Genomic DNA, 20,208 nt, shown 5'->3' with positions numbered 1-20,208 from the left:
CTCTCCATCATGCATGATTTGACCGACATCGCCCACTGGCTGCAGCACCACCCGGTACACCACGATTCCGCCGTCCACACCACGCTGCCCGATCCCACCTTCATCAGCGGCGGCCAGGAAGTGGTCTCCTTCAGCACCAATAACTACCTGGCGCTGGCCAACCACCCGCGGCTGGTGGCGGCGGCCAAGCAGGGCCTGGACCGCTACGGCGTGGGCAACTGCGAGTCGCGCCTGCTGGGCGGCGACCTGGAAGTTTACCGAGAGCTCGAAGCGCGCTTGGGGGCGCTCAAGCACAAGAGCGACGCGGTGCTTTTCGTGACCGGCTACATGACCAATATCGGCGTGCTGTCGTCGATCGTCAAGGCGGCCACGCTGGCGCGGCTGCACGGCTTCCGCGCCAAGAAGCGCCACAAGTACGCGTACTACTCGGACGAGTACAACCACATCAGCATCCGCGAAGGCATCCAGATGTCGGGCGCGCTGCGGTATAACTACCGCCACTGCGACATGAACCATCTCGAGTCGCTGCTGCAGGCGGGCGCGCAGGAAGGCACCACGCCGATCATCGTCAGCGACGGCGTGTTCAGCATGGAAGGCACGATTGCGCCGCTGCCCGACCTGGTCGCGCTGGCCGAGCGCTTCGGCGCGCTGCTCTACATCGACGACGCCCACGCCACCGGCATCCTGGGCGCCAACGGCGGCGGCACCTCGGAGCACTTCGGCTGTTACAGCGCCAATATCATGCAGATGGGGACCTTGAGCAAGGCGCTCGGTTCGATCGGCGGCTTCGTGGCGGTGGAGCGCGACGTCGCCGACGTGATCCGCCTGACCAGTTCCGCCTACGGTTTCACCTGCCCGCCGCCGCCGGACCAGGCTGCAGCACTGCTGGCCGCGCTCGATTTGCTGGAAGAGGAACCGGAGCGGCGCCAGCGCCTGTGGGACAACCAGCGCTACTTCATCGAGCAGATGGCGCCGCTGGGCTACACCATCATCTCGACCGCCACGCCGATCCTGCCGGTGCTGATCGGCGACGCCGAAACCTGCCAGCGCTACGCCATCGAACTGCGCCGCGAAGGCATCCACGTCGATGCGATCCAGTTCCCGGCCGCGCCGGTCGGACAGGCGCGCCTGCGCTTCATGATGAACGCCGGCCACACCCGCCGCCAGATCGACCACCTGGTGGCCGTGATGGCGCGCCTGGCCGGGCGCCAGGTGCGGCTGGTTGCCTAAGAATGCTCTGCCCAGCGCTGCTTGATCTCAAGCAGCGCGGGCATCTGTTCAATGAACAGATCGACCAGCCGTGGCTCGAAGTGCCTGCCGCGCTGCTGCTGCAGATATTCCACCGCCTGCTCCACCGGCCATGCCTGCTTGTAGGGCCGCGCCGACGTCAGTGCGTCGAACACGTCGGCGATTGCGACGATTCTTCCCACGAGTGCAATCTCTTCCCCTTTCAGACCGTTCGGATAACCGCTGCCGTCCCATTTTTCGTGATGGGTGACCGCCAGCAGGTGCGCCATGGCCAGCATGCCGCCCTCGTGGCGGCCGATGATGTCGCCGCCGATCGAGGCGTGCGACTGCATCACCTTCCGTTCTTCGGTGTCCAAGGGGCCCGGTTTTTGCAGGATGCTGTCGGGGATGCCGATCTTGCCGACGTCGTGCATCGGCGCCGCGTGCAGCAGGTCGTCGGCTTCCTCCTCGCTCATGCCCAGCGCCAGGCCCAGGATGCGCGCGTAGTGGCTCATGCGGATCACGTGCAGGCCGGTCTCGTTGTCCTTGTACTCGGCGGCCAGGCCCAGGCGCTGGACGATTTCCAGGCGCGTGCGTTTGAGTTCGTCCGCGCGCACCAGCGTTAAATGGGTGCGCACGCGGGCGCGTACGATGGGCGGGCTGACCGGCTTGGTGATGTAATCGACGGCGCCGGCCTCGAAACCCACCACCTCGTCGGTAGCGTCGCCCAGGGCGGTGACGAAAATTACCGGGATGTCGTGGGTGGCGGGATCGTGCTTGAGCAGGCGGCAGGTTTCGTAGCCGGTCATCCCCGGCATCATCACGTCGAGCAAAATCAGTTGCGGCGACTCCTGGATTGCCAGTTCCAGCGCGCGCTGGCCGTCCTTGGCAAACAGCAGCCGGTATTGGTCTTGCAAAATATGGCGCAGCAGTTGCAGGTTGCTTGCTTCGTCGTCCACCAGCAAAATCAGTGGCAATTTTGGTGCGGTCAAGGGCATCAACTCTCCTCGGGCAGGCTGTCCATTAACACTTCCAGCGTGGATGCCGCCAGCGGAAAGTCGAAATCGTCGAGCGCGCCATGCAGCGTCGCCAGGTGTTTGCGTGGGGTGGCCGGGGCGCTGGCCAGGCTGGCCACCAGCGCCGCCAGCGCGGCGTCGTCGAGCGCACCGCGCCGCAGCGATGGTTGCAGTGCCTGGGCGCGGGCGCGCGCGGCCGCGACATCGAAGGCGTCCGCCGCAGCGGTGCCAGGGAGCGGGGTGTCCGTCCCCTGGCCGGCGGCCGTGACCTCGTCATCGTCGCGGGTGCGGGCGTTGGCGGCGTCGCGCCGGGTGGCGATCGCCTGCATGGCGTGGATGGCGCCCAGTGCCGCCTCCAGTTGGCTGGCCAATTGCCGCTGCTGCTGCGCCAGTTCGGCGTCGAGCGGCACGTCGGCGTCGCGCGGTGGTGCGCCGCACAGTTTTTCGATGCGGGCCAGCGTGGCCGCCAGTTGTTCGAGTCCCAGGTTGGCGGCTACGCCGCGCACCCGGTGGCACCAGGCCTGGGCGTCCGCCAGGCGCGAAGCGGTGGGCACGGCCAGCAGTGTGGCCAGGGTGGCGGCGCCGTCGTTGTAGTCGGCGACAAAGCGGCCCAGCGCGTGCTGGTACACGGCTTCCTTGCCGGCCCAGCGCTGCAGGCCGGCCTTGTGGTTGAGCACCCGTTGGCGCGCCGGCGCGTCGGCCGCCGTGCCGTGTTCCATCGGCGGCAGGCGCAACACCTGCGCGATTTCGTGCGACAGCGCAAACCAGTCCACCGGCTTGGAGGCAAAACCGTCCATGCCGGCGTCGGTGGTAGCTTGCCGGTGCGCGGCCAGCACGCTGGCCGTCATGGCCACGATCGGCACCCGGGCCAGCGGCTGGCCCGACAGGCGCGCGCGCTCCCGTTCGCGGGTGCGGATGGCGCGGGTGGCCGCCAGGCCGTCCATCAGCGGCATCTGCACGTCCATCAGTACCACGTCGTAGCGGTTGTCGCCGGTGAGCTGCACGGCGATGGCGCCGTCGCTGGCGGTCTGCAAAATGTGGCCGCGCTTGGCCAGCATCAGCGACAGCAATTCCAGGTTCTGCGGCACGTCGTCCACTGCCAGGAATCGCAGCTGCGGCAGCGGATAGTCGCTGCGCTCCGCACTCTGGCACGGGCCGTTGTGATCATGCGCAGGTTCCAGCGGCAGCAGCACGGTAAAGGTGGCGCCTTCGCCCGGCACGCTGGTCACGCTGATGGTGCCACCCATCAGCGCGACCAGCTGGCGGCTGATGGTGGTGCCGAGACCGGTGCCGCCGAAGCGCCGCGTCATCGAGGCGTCGGCTTGGGTGAACGGATCGAAGATGGCGGCCTGGCGTTCGGGCGCGATGCCGATGCCGGTGTCCTGCACCGCGATCTGCAACTGGCCGTGGCGCGCCCCGGCGCGTAGCGTGATCTTGCCGGCGCTGGTGAACTTGATCGCGTTGTCCAGCAGGTTGCCGAGGATTTGGCGCATGCGCAGCTCGTCGCCGTGCAGCCACGCCGGCAGCGACGGATCGTACTCGATGTCGATGGTCAGACCCTTGGCGCGGGCGTTGCCGCCGAAGGTGGAGGCCAGTTCGTCGATCAGCCCCAGCAAGCTGTAGTCGTCCGGTTCCAGCTCCACCGCGCCTTTATCGAGCTTGGCGGTGTCGAGCACCTCGTTCAATAGTCTCAATAGCGACCGGCCTTCCTTGCGCACGGTGCCCAGGTGGCGGCGCTGGGCCGGATCGAGTTCGGTATCGAGCAGCACGTCGGTGAAGCCCAGGATGGCGTTCATCGGCGTGCGGATTTCGTGGCTCATATTGGCCAGGAAACTGGCGCGCGCGGCAGCGGCCTGCTCGGCGGTTTCCTTGGCCTGGCGCAGCTCCTCTTCCATCTGGCGCCGTTCGGTGATGTCGAGGATGACGCCGTCGATCCAGACCAGGTCCGGATTGCTTTCGTCGCGGGTGACGGCGCCGTGTTCCCACATCGAACGGATGCTGCCGTCGGCGTGGCGGATGCGGTACTCGACCTGGTAGGCGGACAGCCGCTCGACGCTGCGGCTGATCTCCGCTTCCACGTAGTCGCGGTCCTCGGGAAGCACCAGCGAGCCCAGGGTGCGGGTGCGCTGCGGCCCGACGAAGTCGCTGGCAGGGAAGCCGGCCAGGCGCTCCATGCCGTCGCTGACGAACACCGGCGGCGCGTCGTAGCCCATGCTGCTGCGGAACGAGATGCCGGGGATGTTGCGGATCAGGGAGCGGAACTGCTGCTCATTGGCGCGCAGCGCCTGCATGATGGCGCGCCGCTCGCTGATGTCGGTAATGAACAGCACGAACAGGTCGCGCTCTTCCACCCGCGCGTGGCCGATGGCGCGGCGGATCGGCACCACGCCGCCGTCCTTGCGCAGCGCGATTACCTCGTGGACGGTGTCTGCGTTGGTGTTTGCAGCGGCGTCGCCCTCGGCCGGCTGGCCCAGGAAGTGCAGCAGGCCGTCGTGCTCCGAACCTTGGGCGTCGGTCATCAGGAGGCGGATATTGCGGCCGACGATTTCGTCGCGGCGCCAGCCGAAGATGCGCTCGGCCGAGGCATTGAATTCGTGGACCACGCCGTCGCGGTCCACCGTCACCACGCCGTCGATGGTGGTGGTGAGCAGGGCGCGCATCCAGCGCTCGCTCTCGCTCAGCTGGCGGTAGAGGTCGCGGTAGCGCAGCAGGCCATTGGCGGCCAGTACGAATACCGTGATCGCCACCGTGATCACGGTGATCGACAGCGCCAGGAAACCGGTGTTCTGGCCGGGGCCATCGACGGCTGTCGGCACGCCGGTAAAGCGGGCCGCCGCCATGCCGGTGTAGTGCATGCCGGCGATGGCGCAGCCCATCACCACGGCCGCCAGCGCGCCGAGGAAGCTGGGACGCACATGCTGGCGCAAGGTACGCACGCCGAAGCGGATCCAGATCGCCAGCGTGGCCAGCGCCACGGCCACCACGATCGACAGCGCGAACATGGCCGGGTCGTATTGCAGGTAAAGATTGGTGCGCATGGCGGCCATGCCGGTGTAGTGCATGGCGCCGATGCCGGCGCCGGTGAGCACGCCCCCGGTGAGCAGCGCGCCGGGGGTGAGTTCGCGCCGGCCGATGATGTTGAGCGCCACCCACGAGGCGCCCAGGCTGGGCAGCACCGACAGCATGGTCACGCCGGGATCGTACTCGACCACGGTGCACAGGTCGAAGGCCAGCATGCCGATGAAGTGCATGGCCCACACGCCGCAGCCCAGCGCCAGGCTGCCGGTGGCCAGCATGGTGGCGCGCAGGCCGCGCGTGGTGGTGGACTTGGCCTGGTCGACAACTTGTAATCCCATCCATGATGAGAAGATGGCAACCAGGATCGAGAGCACAACCAGCGTGGGGGTATAGATGCCGTATTGGAGCAGCGACGGATCGCTCGGCGGAGAGAACAATTGAAGCAGAGTGGCGGTAGTCATAGGATAGTGGGTTGTGCGCCGATCTGGAGCAGAAACCATATCACAAAAGGACCGCTGCGAGACCTCTCGAGTGTTGCGCGGCGGATCTGAATCTTGTGTAGTGACTACGCAATCAGTAGTCGAACTTCTTGCTCTTGGTGCCGCGCTTGGCGGCCAGCGCCAGCTCTTGCGCAAGTGCTTGCGCTTTCTCCCGCTCTGCCCGGCGCTGGCGGGCTTCGGCGGCGGCCTGCTGGCGGCGCGCATTGTGCTGGGCGATGCGTTGCTGGGTATGCATGCCGCGCTTGCTGTTTTCCAGCAGCCCCATTTTCTGGCGCATGGCCAGCGCCCAGATCACGAAAATGAGTATTAATGCCAGCAGGTAGCTCAACTGCCACACGCTGTAGTTCTGGCTGATAATGGGCAATAGCGGTGCGGCATGTTCGAGCCACCCCTGTCCGAGCACGGCCAGTACCCCGGCAAACACGCCGAGCATCACGGTCTTGGTGATCATCCAGCGGCTGGCCTTGACGCGCCGCTCCCAGAACTGCAGGGGATCGGCGTGCGATGTGGGCTCGAAAGTGTCGGTGCTCATGATGCGGAAAACATGGAAAAGTGGTTGGAAAAACAGCCTGATTATTATGGCACATTTCCCGTGAGGAAATAACATGAACAAGGGGATACGTTGCATGTATGGCATTGATTTGATTGAGAAAACTCTGATGGCGGCGATATTGGCGGCAAGTGTTGTCGCCAATGCCACGGCAGCGCCGGTGGAGACCGTCGTCGGCCCGGGCTGGGCCAATAACTCCGTCAACGCGGTGGTGTTTCGGAAGAACTCTCTGGTGTCCGACCGCGATACGCAATACGTCGGCTACTACGATGCCGAGCGCTACCTGGTGCTGGGCAAGCGCAAACTTGGTTCAACGCACTGGACCGTGCACCGCACCCAATACCAGGGCAATGCCGCTGACGCCCACAACGCCATCAGTCTCATGCTCGACGGCGCCGGCACCCTGCACGTGGCGTGGGACCACCACAACAACGCTTTGCGCTATGCCCGCAGCGTGACCCCCGGCGCGCTTGAACTGGGGCCGCAGCAGGCCATGGTGGGCAAGGATGAAGAGTCCGTGTCGTACCCCGAGTTCTACCGTCTGCCGGACGGTCGCCTGCTGTTCTTCTACCGCCTGGGCGGCTCCGGTCGGGGCGACCTGGTGATCAACCGCTACGACCCCGCCAGCGCAACCTGGACCCGGCTGCACACCAACCTGATCACGGGCGAAGGCAAGCGCAACGCCTACTGGCAGGCTTTCCTCGACCACCGGGGGACCTTGCACGTGTCGTGGGTGTGGCGCGAGTCGCCCGACGTGGCCAGCAACCACGACCTGGCCTATGCGCGTTCGCGCGATGGCGGCGTGACGTGGGAAACCTCGACCGGCAAGCCATACGCCTTGCCGATCAGCGCTGCCAGCGCCGAGTATGCGCTGCGCATTCCGCAAAATAGCGAGTTGATCAACCAGACCTCGATGGCGGCCGATGCCGACGGCCGTCCCTACATCGCCAGCTACTGGCGCGATGCCGGCTCGAGCGTGCCGCAGTACCGCGTGGTGTACCGCGATGCCCAGGGCTGGCAGATGCGCAACCTGGGCTTTCGCCAGACGGCGTTTTCCCTGAGCGGACAGGGCACCAAGCGCATACCGATCGCCCGCCCGCAGATCATGGTCAGCCTGGAGGCCGAGCGGCCCGGGGCAGTACTGGTGTTTCGCGACGAGGAGCGCGGCAGCAAGGTCTCGGTGGCGCGCACCTCGAATGTCGCGGACGGCAAGTGGCAGGTCAGCGACTTGACCAAGGCATCGGTGGGTTCGTGGGAACCGAGCTTCGATACCGAGCTGTGGCGCCGCAGCGGCGTGCTGAGCCTGTTCGTGCAAGACGTACGGCAGGTCGATGGGGAAGGCCAGGCCGCAGTGGCGGCCCAGCCGGTACGGGTGCTCGACTGGCACCCGGAGCGGTGACTTACGCTGCTTGTTAAGCTGCTTTTGACACCTGCGCAGCGCGCGACTTGCGCTTGCGCATCCAGCCGACCAGGCCCAGGCCGGCAGCCATCATCAGGTAGGTTTCCATTTCCGGCACCGCGGTGACCGCCGCCGGGGTAATGCTGAGGCTGTCCACGCCGACATAGTTGCTGGCGTTACCGTTGAGACCGCCATTGCTCAGGACGTAACGCAGGGCGAACGCGCCGGTGGTGTCCCCGGTCAGGCCGCTCAGGGACACGCTGTACTGAGTCCAGCTTTCCGGATACGCGCCCACGTTTTCGGCCGGATTGATGCTCAGCAGCAGGGTACCGAAGGTGCCCACGCTGCTGGCGGTGGTGCCGACATCGGTGCCGCCAACATTGCTGAAGCGCACTTCCAGGTTGTCGGCGTAGAACGACGGCGAGGCGGTGCTGGTAAAGAACGACAGCGTATCGCCGTTGCGATAGGTGGACGTCGGCAAGATCAGCCAGTCGCTGATGGGGCCCGCATTGGCGACCGCGTTGTAGTTGGCCGCGACATAGGAGTCGGCCGCGCCTTCGTGGGCGTTGAGCGACACCGGCGAGCCGGTAAACCAGCTGGTGCCGCCGACCGGCTCGCTGTTGTTGACGACAGTCCAGTCGAACGGTACGCCGTTGTCGAAGTTTTCGGTCAGCGCATCGGCCGACGCGGTACCCACTGCACTGAACGACAGGGCCACGGCCAGTGCCATTGGCAGCATTGTGGATTTAAAAGAAACAGCCATCTGAAACCTCCATCCAATGTAATTTTTCACCCGGCAAATGCCAGTAGTCAAGGTTCGTATACTGCTTGAAATACGATGAAAGTTAAAGCAACTTTTGTATCAGAATTATTATATTGCAGAAACAAACTACCTTGGCGCACCTTACACTGGAGCTCGATTGACCAGCTTGATCAGGTTGCCTGGCGTGATTCGGGGTGCTGGGCCATAGTGCCGAGCGCAACTTTAAGGGTGTCGCTGTCGAGCCCGTTGAACACGTTCGCATGTTGTGCAAACAGCGTCGCCACCCGCTCCACGATCCCCGCATTATGTTGTTGCGCTACCACGGCAATCTCCGCTACCTGCGGCGGGGTAATGTCGGCTATTTGCTCTGTGGAAAGGTGTTGGTGGCCGTTCTCGGTAAACAGTGTCCCAACGCTGCCGGCCAGGGCGGACAGCATGGTCGGACTGACATTGTCCAGCAGCAGGTTGAGCAGTTCGGTGCGCAGGCCGGAGTCGCTGCGGAAAAACAGCTGGCTCACCAGTTGCGCGAAGGGTGGTGTCTGGTCGGACAGGAAGGCCCGGGCGATGCCCTGGGCGACCGACGACTGCGGCTGTTCCCCCACGATATGCTTGAAGGCTTGCGCCACGCCGTCAGGATCGGCGGCGGTGACATGGCCAGCATGTTGTTGCAATAAACTTCCCAGATCGAATCCCATGACTGCTCCCGGAGGCAAAAATTGCAGCATAGTCCGGGCGCACGGAGGAGGTCTGTTCGCAGGCGCACCATGGCCCTGCCATGGCAGCACCCGCTTGCTGGCGCTCAGTCGGTCATGACGACATCGCGCATTTCCTTGCCTTCGTAGTAGAGAATCCGGCACGACGCCTCGCCGAAGCACAGGCCCACTGCCTGGTTGGCGATATGGACCTTCTGGCAAGCATTGCCTGGATGGCAGGCGGGCAGGTAGTCGCCGGGTTCGATCATCGACAGGCGCGCCGGGTTGCCGTCGGCATCGCCGTATTCAAAGGTTTTCAGGATGCTGGCATAGCCTCCGCCGCCAGGCGTAAAGGTCACCATCACCGCACCGGCAAGCTTCTGCTCGTCGTTGTACATCAACTGGACCACATCGTCGGTCTCGGGCGACTGGATATGGCCCCTGATGCTTGGCAAAATCAGGGGCATCCAGCCAGCCGGCGTTTGCACGCCGTGCTTTTTGCCGTATGCAATGAGCCGATCGACATCGGCCTGCGACGTTGGCGGCGTGTTGGGCGGGACGGTGTCCTCTGCGGCTGCAGTGGTAGCAGCGGCGGCAGTCGGAACAGTGGCGCTGTGTGCAACTGCGGAGGCAAACGTCAGCAGGCAGGCCGCAGCGATCGGCGCGAGCGGGCGGAGGAGGTGGAAGGGGCGCATGGAGGGGTCCGGTTACAGGCGGGCGGGTTGCCGCACTTGCAATCCATGCTAGGCAGTTGGTACGGGGGCGTCAACAACTGCATCATTGCAAATTGGCAAGGTTCTGGCGGATGCACACACAACAAAAAACCCGCAATACCTGACGGCAAGCGGGTTTCTATGTGTGTATAACCACTACTTCAAATACTTGGTGCCTCGGGCCGGAATCGAACCGGCACGCCTTTCGGCGGCGGATTTTGAGTCCGCTGCGTCTACCAGTTCCACCACCGAGGCAGGTCTGCATGCAATGCGACCCGTATTATCACTGATTTGCTCCCCAGCCGCAAGGCTCCCGGCCGGAAAATTTGGTATTCAGGCAAGCGCCACCAGGACCGGGGGGCGCGCCTGGCGCTGCTGCTGTTCTTCCAGCAGGCCGAAGATGGCGTCCTTCGATAGCACGTACTGGTCCATCAGCACGTCCTTCAGTTCCAGGATCTGCTCGCGGTAGTCGGCGATTGCCTGCAAGGTGTACGTGTACAGCTCGTCGGACTTGGCCTGGACCTGGTCGAGGTCGGTGTCCTTGTGCTTGAACTGGGTGTAGTCGAGCTTGGACCGCGAGTACATCGACAGCTGGTTGACCATCATGTCGAGCATCGACGTGGCCTTTTGAATGTCGTTCTGGCTGCCCACCGAGATACCGCGCGCGCCGTAGAACAATTCTTCCGCCGCCACGCCGCCGTACAACTGGATCACGTCGCGCTCGAGTTCTTCCAGCGTGCGCAGCGCCACGTCGTCCGAGGCCGACAGCACGTAGCCGAGCGCGCCCAGCTTGGAGACCGACTCGGTGCTGATCTTGAGGAACGGCGAGCGCTCCTTCACTTCGGCCAGGGTCATGCCTTCGCGCAGCCACGGGTCGATCTGCATGAAGAAGTGGCCGAGCTCGTGCAGCGCCACGCGCTCGCGCTGGCGTGTCTTCTCGGCCGTGGTGGCGCGGTCGGTGAGGCCGATGGTGGCGCGTTCGAAGGCGCGGAACATCAGGTCGGTATTGATGACCTTGTTTTCCTGGATGGCGATCATGCTGGCGCGCTCCACCACCGTCTGCAACAGCGCAGGGCTGAGGTTGGCGGTGATCTCGGCCACGTGGTCGAGCTTGAGATTGTCCCAGTCGACGCAGCCGTCGGCCTTGCGCGCCAGGAACGAGCGCAGCAGTTCGCTGCGTTCGTTCTTGTTGGGCAGGCGGAAATTGATCTTGACCGAGAAGCGGCGCAGCATCGCTTCGTCCATCTTGGTCGAGGCGTCGTCGAAGTTGGACGCCACCACCCAGATCACGCCGGCGCCCTTGTCGCTGCGCACGCCGTCGAGCAGGCCCAGCAGGGTGTTGGCGGTGTCGTCTTCCCATTTCTTTTCACCACGGCCGCGCGGCATGAACAGGCCCTGCGCTTCGTCGAGGAAGATGATGCAGCTGCCGCGCGCGCAAGCCTTGCGGTGCAGCGCGTGCAGCGCCTTGGAGCCGCCGCCGATGTAACCCGATTCCAGCGCCGAGCCCGAGGCCTGGATCAGCGGGATGTCGAGCCGCTTGGCCAGGTAGCCGGCCAGCTTGGTCTTGCCGGTGCCGGCCGGGCCGGTCAGCATGACATTGAACGGCTTGTCGATGTCGTGCTCGCGGTACACGGCGCGGTTGCGGATCATGTCTTCCAGGTGCAGCACTTCCTGCTTGATGTCTTCCATGCCGATCAGGTCGTCCATGCTGCCGGTCAGTTGATCCGGGTTGAGCACGGTGGCGTTGATGCCGCTGCCGGGCAGGCCGTGGCGCAGCAGGAACAGCACCACGCACACCAGCAGGATGTCGATGGCATGGCGCTTGAGGAAAGCGCCAGCGCGCGCCGTGGCGCTGTTGTCCTCGTCGACCAGCACCGCCTTGTGCGAGGCCAGGTAGTCTTCGCGCGCGATGGCATAAGGAATGTTATTGCGCAGCAGGACTTCGCGCTCCAGGCTCAGGTGCGAGGTGCTCGGTACTTTGACCACGCGCAGCAACGGGTCGCCCTTGAGCTTGAAGATGTAGCGCGGCGCTTCCGACAGCGGCGCGGCAATCAGCAGGTACTCGAGCTTGTCGCGCTGGCCGGCCAGCGCCGTGATCAGCGAGATGTCCTGGGTGCGCAGCAACGGGCTGGTGTCCTGCGGCACTTCCTTGCGCCAGCCGACGATGACAGCGATGCCGACCGCGATCAGCAGCAAGATGGCACGGACGTAGTTGTTGCGTAAGGCAGTTTGAAGTTTGTGCAGTGTAAACATGTGGGCGCTATCCAGTGTGGGCAGCTGGTGTCGGTCTGGGCGCGGGAGCAGGGCGCAGCAGCCGAGGCCGCCAAAGGCCGGCGCGCGATGTGGCGCTGCCGGATTGGTGTTTCTGGACGGATATTGTGAAAGTTATATGCCCTACGGCAACTCGTCCTGTTCAGCACTATAGCTGGCTTGGCGGCGTTTGTATCGCACTGCGGCGAAAAAATTTGACATTCGCCACAGCAACGGCGCCTTTCGTGGCAGGGCTTGCAAGTATTTCGGGGTGTGGTGCGCGCAAGGCGTTATCAACTTGTCGACATTGCCTGCAAATTCCATTCGTCGTGCGATGACGCAGTTGATACCGGCCGATTTGCCGCTCGTCGCAAACGCCGGATTTTCGGCAGCGCAGTTGCTATCGTGCTTACATCAGCCGCTGCAAAACAGAAGCACAGCGGTGATGCCAGAGCACCTTAGCTGCAACCTTACTGCAACCAAACTGCAACCATCACACAAGGACCACACCATGAAAACCGCCCTGATCGCCCTCGCCGCCGCCCTCTCTTTTTCCGCCCTGCCTGCCGCCCACGCGCAGGAAACCATGCAGCAGATCAAAGTGAGTGGCGGCTTGTATGTCGCGCCCAGCCAGCTTGCCGAGTACGCCAACGCTTACCGGCTGAGCAACGGCCAGCTGCTGCGTTTCACCCAGAGCGGCAACCACTTCTACACCCAGGTCGACAATAGTCGCCGCGTGCGGATCATGCCGGTCGCCAATAACGAATTCGTCAGCGAACAAGGCGCCCGCATCGTGTTCAGCCAGTACGGCGATGAAGTCGGTGTCAGCAATTTCGAGAAACTGCCGATGGCGCAGATTTTGCCGGCCAACACCATGGTGGTGGCACGCCGTTGATGCGGTGCGCAGGATCGGCGGTCGCGCCGATCCTGAACTGAATCAGTCAGCGCGCCGATACAGGCGGAAGCGCTCATCCTTGTCCGCTGGACGCCGGCCTTCCCACAGCAAAATCCACTGCTTGCCACGATGGTGCGGCGCGACGTCGCGGTTGTCGCGCGCGCGCGTGCTTTCCTGTAGCAGCAGCAAGTCGCAACGGCCACCCTCGACGCCGGTAAACGGCAGTTGCGCATAGAACGCGAACGAGGCGCGCTGCGCCGGTCCCACGTTGGTTTCGATGCAGCCCGCGTTCGGCGGCAGCTTCTGGGCGATCTGGCGCGCCACGCCGGCGTAACTCTTGCTGTAATTGAGGTCGGGCAGGAACAAGGTCATCAGCAGGATCCAGATCAGGATCAGGCCGCCGGACGACAGCACCACGGCGCGCCACAGCACGGCCGGGCGGCGCGCCACGCGCCAGTGCACCAGCGCAAACCAGCCGGCAGTGGCCAGCGCCGCCACCGGCAACGCCACCGCGCCCACTTCCGGGGTAAAGCCCGGCACCAGCTTGAGGGCATTTTTGGCGGCCTGCGCCGGCCAGCCGGTCAGCTTGGCGAACCAGAAAATCCAGATCACGGCCGCGCACAGGGTCAACGCCATCACCGAGAACCAGTCGATGGCATTGATGGCGCCGCGCTTCATGGTCAGCAGGCCAAACGCCGCCATCACCGCCAGCGGCGGCAGCAGGATCAATAACTGTCCCTGTTCGGGCACGCTGGCGCACAGCGCCATGATGGCGCCCATGGTGACGAATGCCAGCGGCACCACGATGTGCAGCGCCAGGCGCTGGCGGCGCCAGGCCCAGATGGCCCAGCCGGCGAACGGCCATGCCGGCCAGAAGAACCACACGCCGACGCGGAAGAAGAATTTATAGGCCACCACCGTCGGCAGGCCGAATTGCGCCAGGTGCAGCGCGCTCCAGTCCTGCACCGGGTGCCGGTTGTATGGTTGCAGCACGTGCGCCGGCACGACCCAGATCGCAGTGACGGCAGCGGCCACCAGGAAGGCCAGGCCCAGGTCGCGCAGCGCGCGGCCCACGGGCTGGGCCAGCAGGCGCGTACAGGCAAACACGGCCAGCATGAAGCACACCGGCGTCACCCAGCCATGGGTGAGCGTGAGCAGGCCGATGGCCAGGCCGCTCAGGGCCGCGTTGCGCAGCGACGGCGCTTCCACGTAGCGCACGGTGCGGTACAACATGAAGGCGGTGAGCGAGACGCGCAGCGCGTCGGCCGTGGTTTCGTGGCTGTGCACCAGCAAACCGAGGCAGCCGAGGTAGATCAGGACGGCGGCGTCGGCCAGGGTGCGGCCGAAATCGTCGGGCTCGGGCTGGCCGCCAAAGGCGAGGCGCAGCGGCTGCGCATCCTGGCGTCGGCCGAGATTGAAGGTGGCGAACCACAGCGACAGCACGCCGAACAGGAAGATGGCGACCGTACCCACGCGGGCGGCGAGCACGTCGCCGAGCAGCCAGCCGAACAGCTTGATGCCGAGCGCGCCGATCCAGAATGCCAGCGGGCCGTCGTCGGGTATGGCCAGGCCGGCGATATTCGGTACCAGCCAGTCTTGCCAGGTGCCGTGCGCCATGGTCCACATGATGCCGAAGCTGGCGGCGTCGTCGTTCTTCCACGGCTCGCGGCCGATCAGTCCGGGCAGGATGTAGAGCAGGCCCAGGGCAAACAGGGCCAGGCGCGGCAGGGCCAGCGTGGCGGCGGCAGGAAGACGGACTGGCTTCATCGATCAGTGTGCAAATTGAGGTAGACGGGAGTATGAAGGAAAACAGCGGCCCCGGCAGGGAGCCATAAACAAAAAAAGCAGCCAGAGGCTGCTTTTTTCATTGAAGCGGCAGGAATTAACCGGCTGCAACGGCGGTTTTCGAACCGACGGTACCGAATTTCTGACGGAACTTCTCGACGCGGCCAGCGGTGTCGACGATCTTGTGCTTGCCGGTGTAGAACGGGTGCGATTCAGCCGACACCTCGATCTTGATCAACGGGTAGTCTTTACCTTCGTGGTTGATCGTTTCGCGGGTGTTGATGGTCGAACGGGTAACGAATTTGAAATCGCACGACAGGTCGTGGAAAACAACGTCGCGGTATTCTGGATGGGTATTTGCTTTCATTTTGAAGCCTCGGTGAGTTTGGTAGCCAAACAGCACTTCGTCGGTCTGTACTGCTTCTCGACCCGATTGCTGATCACTTGCCAGTGATTAAAAATAGTGCAACCGCCGATTATACAGCGGTAAACCAACACAGGCAACCACAAGGGTTGCCTGTCGGGTCAGCTCAAGCCGTGAAGCTTAGCCGATGGGGTTAACCACCCCGGCGCATCATGTCGAAGAACTCGGTGTTCGTCTTGGTGGCGCGCATCTTGTCCATGATGAACTCCATCGCTTCGATCTCGTCCATCGAGTACAGCAGCTTGCGCAGGATCCAGATTTTTTGCAGCTGGTCCGGCTTGATCAACAGTTCTTCGCGGCGGGTGCCCGATTTGTTCAGGTTGATCGCCGGGTACACGCGTTTCTCGGCCAGGCGGCGCTCCAGGTGCACCTCCATGTTGCCGGTACCCTTGAATTCTTCGTAGATCACGTCGTCCATGCGCGAGCCGGTTTCAATCAGCGCGGTGGCGATGATGGTCAGCGAACCGCCTTCTTCGATGTTACGGGCGGCGCCGAAGAAGCGTTTCGGGCGTTGCAGCGCGTTGGCGTCCACACCACCGGTCAGCACCTTGCCCGAAGCCGGGATCACGGTGTTGTAGGCGCGCGCCAGGCGGGTGATCGAGTCGAGCAAAATCACCACGTCTTTTTTCATTTCGACCAGGCGCTTGGCTTTTTCCAGCACCATCTCGGCAACCTGCACGTGGCGGGTGGCCGGTTCGTCGAAGGTGGAGGCGACCACTTCGCCGCGCACCGAGCGTTGCATCTCGGTCACTTCCTCAGGACGTTCGTCGATCAGCAGCACGATCAGGGTGACGTCGGGGTGGTTGGCGGTAATCGCGTGGGCGATATGCTGCAGCAGCACCGATTTACCGGACTTTGGCGAGGCGACGAGCAGGCCGCGCTGGCCCTTGCCGATCGGTGCGATCAGGTCGACGATACGGCCGGTGATGTTCTCGGTGCCGTTGATGTCACGTTCGAGGCGCAGCGGCTCGTTCGGGTGCAGCGGCGTCAGGTTCTCAAACAGTATGCGGTGTTTCGAGGCTTCCGGCGATTCGCCGTTGACCTTGTCTACCTTGACCAGTGCGAAATAGCGTTCGCCGTCTTTCGGGGTGCGCACTTCGCCTTCGATCGAATCGCCGGTGTGCAGGTTGAAGCGGCGGATTTGCGATGGCGAGATATAGATGTCGTCGGTGGACGCCATGTAGCTGGCGTCGGGCGAGCGCAGGAAGCCGAAGCCGTCCGGCAGCACTTCGAGGGCGCCGTCGCCGAAAATCTGCTCGCCGGACTTGGCGCGCTTTTTCAGGATCGCGAACATCAGCTCTTGCTTGCGCAAGCGGGCCGCGTTGTCGATATCAAGACCGATGGCCATCTCCAGCAACGCCGAGACGTGTAAGGCCTTTAATTCAGATAGATGCATATGTGTTGAGTGTCCCGTGACGGGAAAGTAAAGGTAGGGGAGGGAACTGCGTGGTGTTGTCTGTTTATTTATATAAAACGCGTTGCGGTCGGGCCGTACGCTGTTTTCCGGATCTGAGGCGGCTGCTTCTGCGGGCGCAGAAGCAGCCGTCTGTCCGCAATACTATCTTACTTAGATATTGCTGTCGATGAAACTAGTCAACTGGCCCTTGGCCATGGCGCCGACTTTTTGTGCTGCTGGTACACCGTTCTTGAACAGGATCAGGGTAGGGATACCACGGATGCCGAACTTGGCAGGCACTGCCTGGTTCGAATCGACGTCCATCTTGGCGATGGTGATCTTGCCGCCGTATTCCTTGGCCACTTCTTCCAGGATCGGGGCGATGCTCTTGCAAGGACCGCACCATTCGGCCCAGAAGTCGACCAGCACGGGGCGGTCGGATTTCAGCACGTCGGCATCAAAAGAAGTATCGGTGATGTGTTTGATATTTTCGCTCATATTTTCCTCAATCGAGGTGTGGGATCAATAACGCCTGGGGATGATGCCAGTGTTGCCGTTAAGCCAGTTACAGAGAATACTTGGCGACGAAATGCGCGAATTCAATGTCTGGGATAGGGAAGGCAACAAAGGTCGGCAGGCGGGAATGGATCAAATCATAACCCATTTTTTATAAATGTGCGGAGATTGAGTTTTGACGTCAATTTTCGTCGGCAAACGTGGTGTTATTCATAATCTGCTCGGTGATCTGTTCCAGCAGCGGCCACAGCCGGGCCAGGCCGGCGCGGGCGGTGGCCAGGTTGGCGGCGTCGCTGGCGCCGTCGGGCAGCAGTTCCAGGCTGGCCAGCATGTCGCCCATGCCCAGCGCGCCCACCGTGCGCGCCGGCGACTTGAGCCGGTGGCACAGCTCGCGCACCTGCGCCAGGTCGCCGCGTTTTAACGCCACTTCCATCGCCGACAACCCCTCCTGGGCGTTGTGCAGGAACTTGAAGGCGAATTTGCGCACCTTTTCCGGGTGGTAGCCGAGCAGCTTGGCCAGGATCGACAAATCGATCACGGCCGGGTCGCCCGCCAGGGTGGGCTTGAAGGCGGGACGCACGGCTGGCCGCTCGCGCTCTGGCGCCGGTTCGGTGCGCTCGGCCGGCAGCCAGTTGGCGATGGTGCGATACATCACGGCCGGCTGGATCGGCTTGGAGATGAAGTCGTCCATGCCGGCGGCGCTGCAGCGGGCGCGGTCGTCGCTGGTCGCCGTGGCGGTCATGGCCAGCACCCGCAGGCCGGCCAGGCGCGGGTCGGCGCGGATGTGACGGGTCGCTTCCAGGCCGTCCATCAGCGGCATCTGCACGTCCATCAGCACGCAGTCGAAGGCGGCTTGCCGCAGCAGGTCGAGCGCCTCCTGGCCGTTGGCCGCCAGGCAGACCGACGCGCCCACGTCTTCCAGCATTTCCAGCGCGATCTGCTGGTTGAAGGTGTTGTCCTCCACCAGCAGGATGCGCGCGCCCTTGAGCGTGGTCATCACGGCCGCCCCCAGCGTGGCGGCCTGCAGTTCGGCGGCGGCGTCCTGCACCCGCTCGATCATCTGCGGCACGCTGGCGTCGGAAATGCCAAGGCGCGCGGTGAACCAGAAGGTGCTGCCCACGCCCGGTTCGCTGCGCACGCCCACCTCGCCGCCCATCAGCTGCGCCAGCTGCTTGCAAATGGCCAGGCCGAGGCCGGTGCCGCCATGCTCGCGCGTGGTGGAGGTGTCGGCCTGCTGGAACGACTGGAACAGGCGCTCGATTTCCGCTTCCGAGAGGCCGATGCCGCAGTCGCTCACCTCGAAGCGCAGCAGGCAGCTGCTGGCGTCCGCCACCACCTGGCGCACCCGCACGTCGATGCGGCCCTTGGCGCTGAACTTGATGGCGTTGTTGGTGTAGTTGATCAGCACCTGCCCCAGGCGCAGCGGGTCGCCGCGCAGCACGCGCGGCAGTTGCGGGTCGAGGTCGAACACCAGTTCCAGTTCGCGGCTGGCGGCCCTGGGCGCCACCAGCGTGGTGAGGGTCTGGATCACGTGGTCGAGCGCAAAATCGACCTGCTCGATATCGAGCTTGCCGGCTTCGATCTTCGAGATGTCGAGTATGTCGTCGATGATGCCCAGCAGGTGTTCGCCGGCGAAGCGGATCTTTTCCAGGTAGTCGCGCTGGCGCGGATCGAGGTCGGTCTTGAGCGCCAGGTAGGCCATGCCGATCACGCCGTTCATCGGGGTGCGGATCTCGTGGCTCATGTGGGCCAGGAACTGGCCCTTGTACTGGCTCGCTTCCTCGGCCTGGTGGCGCGCCTGTTCCAGTTCGCGGGTGCGCATCAAGACGCGCTCCTCGAGGTGCTCGTTCCATTCGCGCAGCGCGTCGGCGCCGCGCTTGCGGTCGCTGATGTCGGTCAGGCTGACTACCACCAGCGGCACCGCGCCGCTGGCGTCCGCAATCGGCTCGGCGTTGATCGACAGCCAGCGCATGGCGCCGTCGGGTTGCGTGATGCCCATCACCACGTCGCGCACCGGCAGGCCGGTGACGGTGGCCAGTCGCACCGGGTGGCTGACGCGATCGAAGGTGCTGCCGTCCTCGCGCACGCCGCACCACAGGCCGTCGCACTCGCCGCGCTGGTCCAGTTCCATGGCGTGCGCCAGCATGCGCGCGGCGGCAGCGTTGCTCTCCAGGATCACGCCACGGCCATCGACCATCACCAGGCCGTTGGTCACCGCGTTAAAGATCGACGCCAGCCGCTGACCGGTCAGGCGCAGCGCATCCTCGGCGGCGCGGCGGGCCGTGATATCGGTGAGCATGGCCAGCGTGCCGGCGTAGTGGCCGGCGTCGGAGCTGATCACGGTGGTCGAGAGCAGGCACCATAATTCTCCGCCGTCGGGACGGCGCAGGTGGATGTCGCCCTGGATCGCCTCGCCCGCCAGGTGGCGCTGCAAGTGCTGTTTGAGCAGCAGGCGGCCGGCGTCGTCCATGAATTCGGTCATGCTGCGGCCCATCACCTGGTCCACTTCCACGCCCAGCATGGCGGCCATGGTGGGATTGACGAACGTGGTGCGGTCGTCGGCGTCGGTCATCCAGATGCCTTCGGCGGCGGTCTGCACGATCAGGCGGTAGCGCTCGGAGCTGGCGTGCATGGCTTCTTCGGCGCGCTGGCGCTGGGTCATGTCGCGCAGGGTCACCATTACCAGCTGCTGGCCGCCCAGGTCCAGCGGCGCCAGGTGCACCATGGCCGGGAAGGTGCTGCCGTCGGCGCGGTGGGCGTTCATCACCCGGCCCGGCAGGCCGGGGCGGGCGAACAGCTCGCGCGCGCGGCCGGTGCTGCGCATGGTGTCGGGCGCCAGCTGCTCCATGCTGCGCCCGGCCAGGTTGTCCTCGGCGCCGAAGCTGCGCGCGCAGGCCGGGTTGGCGTAGCGCACGCGTCCGTCCCGGTCGGCGATCAGCATGGCGCCGGGCGTGGCGTCGATCACGGCGCACAGACGCGCCTCTTCGTCGTTGGCCCGCTCGGTAATGTCGGCGAAGGTGCCCATGGCGCGCAGGGGCCGGCCATCGGCGGCGCGCTCGACGAC

Annotated in this window: 15 protein-coding genes and 1 tRNA gene; 3 read left to right on the top strand and 13 right to left on the bottom strand. The window is 64.3% G+C overall.

Features of this window, described 5'->3' with window-relative positions; translation table 11 throughout:
- Positions 1-9: 9 nt before the first annotated feature.
- On the top strand, positions 10-1,230 hold the full coding sequence (locus DUPY_RS14005) for an aminotransferase class I/II-fold pyridoxal phosphate-dependent enzyme (RefSeq protein ID WP_070249014.1): 1,221 nt from the start codon (positions 10-12) through the stop codon (positions 1,228-1,230).
- On the opposite strand, the gene DUPY_RS14000 is transcribed toward DUPY_RS14005, so the two are convergent.
- From DUPY_RS14000 to DUPY_RS13990, 3 genes are all read right to left on the bottom strand, one after another.
- Positions 1,227-2,225, bottom strand: a complete 999-nt coding sequence (locus DUPY_RS14000; protein WP_070249011.1) for a response regulator — start codon at positions 2,223-2,225, stop codon at positions 1,227-1,229. The genes DUPY_RS14005 and DUPY_RS14000 overlap by 4 nt on opposite strands.
- On the bottom strand, positions 2,225-5,722 hold the full coding sequence (locus tag DUPY_RS13995; RefSeq protein ID WP_070249009.1) for an MHYT domain-containing protein: 3,498 nt from the start codon (positions 5,720-5,722) through the stop codon (positions 2,225-2,227). The genes DUPY_RS14000 and DUPY_RS13995 overlap by 1 nt, the downstream gene beginning before the upstream one ends.
- A gap of 112 nt (positions 5,723-5,834) precedes the next feature.
- Complete coding sequence (locus DUPY_RS13990) at positions 5,835-6,293, bottom strand: hypothetical protein (RefSeq protein ID WP_070249007.1); 459 nt, start codon at positions 6,291-6,293, stop codon at positions 5,835-5,837.
- Between the two features lie 127 nt (positions 6,294-6,420).
- Here DUPY_RS13990 and DUPY_RS13985 point away from each other — a divergent pair, with 127 nt between their 5' ends.
- Positions 6,421-7,710, top strand: coding sequence for a BNR repeat-containing protein (locus DUPY_RS13985; RefSeq protein ID WP_229255369.1), 1,290 nt, complete (start codon positions 6,421-6,423; stop codon positions 7,708-7,710).
- 13 nt (positions 7,711-7,723) lie between these two features.
- Here the strand turns inward: DUPY_RS13985 and DUPY_RS13980 are convergent, their stop codons facing one another.
- From DUPY_RS13980 to DUPY_RS13960, 5 genes are all read right to left on the bottom strand, one after another.
- Entirely contained in the window at positions 7,724-8,449 is a 726-nt protein-coding gene (locus tag DUPY_RS13980) for a choice-of-anchor J domain-containing protein (protein ID WP_229255368.1), read from the bottom strand.
- Between the two features lie 194 nt (positions 8,450-8,643).
- The gene (locus DUPY_RS13975) at positions 8,644-9,168 is read right to left on the bottom strand and encodes a hypothetical protein (RefSeq protein WP_141749545.1); all 525 of its coding nucleotides are present in this window, start codon (positions 9,166-9,168) and stop codon (positions 8,644-8,646) included.
- 104 nt (positions 9,169-9,272) lie between these two features.
- Complete coding sequence (locus DUPY_RS13970) at positions 9,273-9,860, bottom strand: hypothetical protein (RefSeq protein WP_070249002.1); 588 nt, start codon at positions 9,858-9,860, stop codon at positions 9,273-9,275.
- A gap of 188 nt (positions 9,861-10,048) precedes the next feature.
- Positions 10,049-10,133 (bottom strand) — tRNA-Leu (locus DUPY_RS13965).
- A gap of 78 nt (positions 10,134-10,211) precedes the next feature.
- Complete coding sequence (locus tag DUPY_RS13960; RefSeq protein ID WP_070249000.1) at positions 10,212-12,131, bottom strand: AAA family ATPase; 1,920 nt, start codon at positions 12,129-12,131, stop codon at positions 10,212-10,214.
- A 508-nt stretch (positions 12,132-12,639) separates the two neighbouring features.
- Here DUPY_RS13960 and DUPY_RS13955 point away from each other — a divergent pair.
- The gene (locus DUPY_RS13955; protein WP_070248998.1) at positions 12,640-13,023 is read left to right on the top strand and encodes a hypothetical protein; all 384 of its coding nucleotides are present in this window, start codon (positions 12,640-12,642) and stop codon (positions 13,021-13,023) included.
- A gap of 42 nt (positions 13,024-13,065) precedes the next feature.
- Here the strand turns inward: DUPY_RS13955 and DUPY_RS13950 are convergent, their stop codons facing one another.
- The 5 genes from DUPY_RS13950 to DUPY_RS13930 form a co-directional block, all read right to left on the bottom strand.
- The gene (locus DUPY_RS13950) at positions 13,066-14,790 is read right to left on the bottom strand and encodes an ArnT family glycosyltransferase (protein WP_070248996.1); all 1,725 of its coding nucleotides are present in this window, start codon (positions 14,788-14,790) and stop codon (positions 13,066-13,068) included.
- A gap of 115 nt (positions 14,791-14,905) precedes the next feature.
- The gene (locus DUPY_RS13945) at positions 14,906-15,175 is read right to left on the bottom strand and encodes a type B 50S ribosomal protein L31 (protein WP_070248994.1); all 270 of its coding nucleotides are present in this window, start codon (positions 15,173-15,175) and stop codon (positions 14,906-14,908) included.
- A gap of 190 nt (positions 15,176-15,365) precedes the next feature.
- The gene (gene rho / locus DUPY_RS13940) at positions 15,366-16,628 is read right to left on the bottom strand and encodes a transcription termination factor Rho (RefSeq protein ID WP_070248992.1); all 1,263 of its coding nucleotides are present in this window, start codon (positions 16,626-16,628) and stop codon (positions 15,366-15,368) included.
- A 171-nt stretch (positions 16,629-16,799) separates the two neighbouring features.
- Positions 16,800-17,126, bottom strand: coding sequence for a thioredoxin TrxA (gene trxA, locus DUPY_RS13935; RefSeq protein ID WP_056150583.1), 327 nt, complete (start codon positions 17,124-17,126; stop codon positions 16,800-16,802).
- Between the two features lie 199 nt (positions 17,127-17,325).
- Positions 17,326-20,208: PAS domain S-box protein (locus DUPY_RS13930; protein ID WP_070248990.1), on the bottom strand; the 2,883-nt coding region annotated here is incomplete at its 5' end.

The sequence above is a fragment of the Duganella phyllosphaerae genome (assembly GCF_001758785.1).
In the GTDB taxonomy this organism is placed as follows: domain Bacteria; phylum Pseudomonadota; class Gammaproteobacteria; order Burkholderiales; family Burkholderiaceae_D; genus Rugamonas; species Rugamonas phyllosphaerae.
The sequence above is the reverse complement of the archived record's forward strand: the minus strand, read 5'-3'. Positions and strand labels throughout refer to the sequence as shown.

Excerpts from the sequence above, each read along its gene's own strand:
- DUPY_RS14005 (WP_070249014.1), top strand. The coding sequence starts at position 10 with ATGCATGATTTGACCGACATCGCCCACTGGCTGCAGCACCACCCGGTA.
- DUPY_RS14000 (WP_070249011.1), bottom strand. The coding sequence starts at position 2,225 with ATGCCCTTGACCGCACCAAAATTGCCACTGATTTTGCTGGTGGACGAC.
- DUPY_RS13995 (WP_070249009.1), bottom strand. The coding sequence starts at position 5,722 with ATGACTACCGCCACTCTGCTTCAATTGTTCTCTCCGCCGAGCGATCCG.
- DUPY_RS13990 (WP_070249007.1), bottom strand. The coding sequence starts at position 6,293 with ATGAGCACCGACACTTTCGAGCCCACATCGCACGCCGATCCCCTGCAG.
- DUPY_RS13985 (WP_229255369.1), top strand. The coding sequence starts at position 6,421 with ATGGCGGCGATATTGGCGGCAAGTGTTGTCGCCAATGCCACGGCAGCG.
- DUPY_RS13980 (WP_229255368.1), bottom strand. The coding sequence starts at position 8,449 with ATGCTGCCAATGGCACTGGCCGTGGCCCTGTCGTTCAGTGCAGTGGGT.
- DUPY_RS13975 (WP_141749545.1), bottom strand. The coding sequence starts at position 9,168 with ATGGGATTCGATCTGGGAAGTTTATTGCAACAACATGCTGGCCATGTC.
- DUPY_RS13970 (WP_070249002.1), bottom strand. The coding sequence starts at position 9,860 with ATGCGCCCCTTCCACCTCCTCCGCCCGCTCGCGCCGATCGCTGCGGCC.
- DUPY_RS13960 (WP_070249000.1), bottom strand. The coding sequence starts at position 12,131 with ATGTTTACACTGCACAAACTTCAAACTGCCTTACGCAACAACTACGTC.
- DUPY_RS13955 (WP_070248998.1), top strand. The coding sequence starts at position 12,640 with ATGAAAACCGCCCTGATCGCCCTCGCCGCCGCCCTCTCTTTTTCCGCC.
- DUPY_RS13950 (WP_070248996.1), bottom strand. The coding sequence starts at position 14,790 with ATGAAGCCAGTCCGTCTTCCTGCCGCCGCCACGCTGGCCCTGCCGCGC.
- DUPY_RS13945 (WP_070248994.1), bottom strand. The coding sequence starts at position 15,175 with ATGAAAGCAAATACCCATCCAGAATACCGCGACGTTGTTTTCCACGAC.
- rho (WP_070248992.1), bottom strand. The coding sequence starts at position 16,628 with ATGCATCTATCTGAATTAAAGGCCTTACACGTCTCGGCGTTGCTGGAG.
- trxA (WP_056150583.1), bottom strand. The coding sequence starts at position 17,126 with ATGAGCGAAAATATCAAACACATCACCGATACTTCTTTTGATGCCGAC.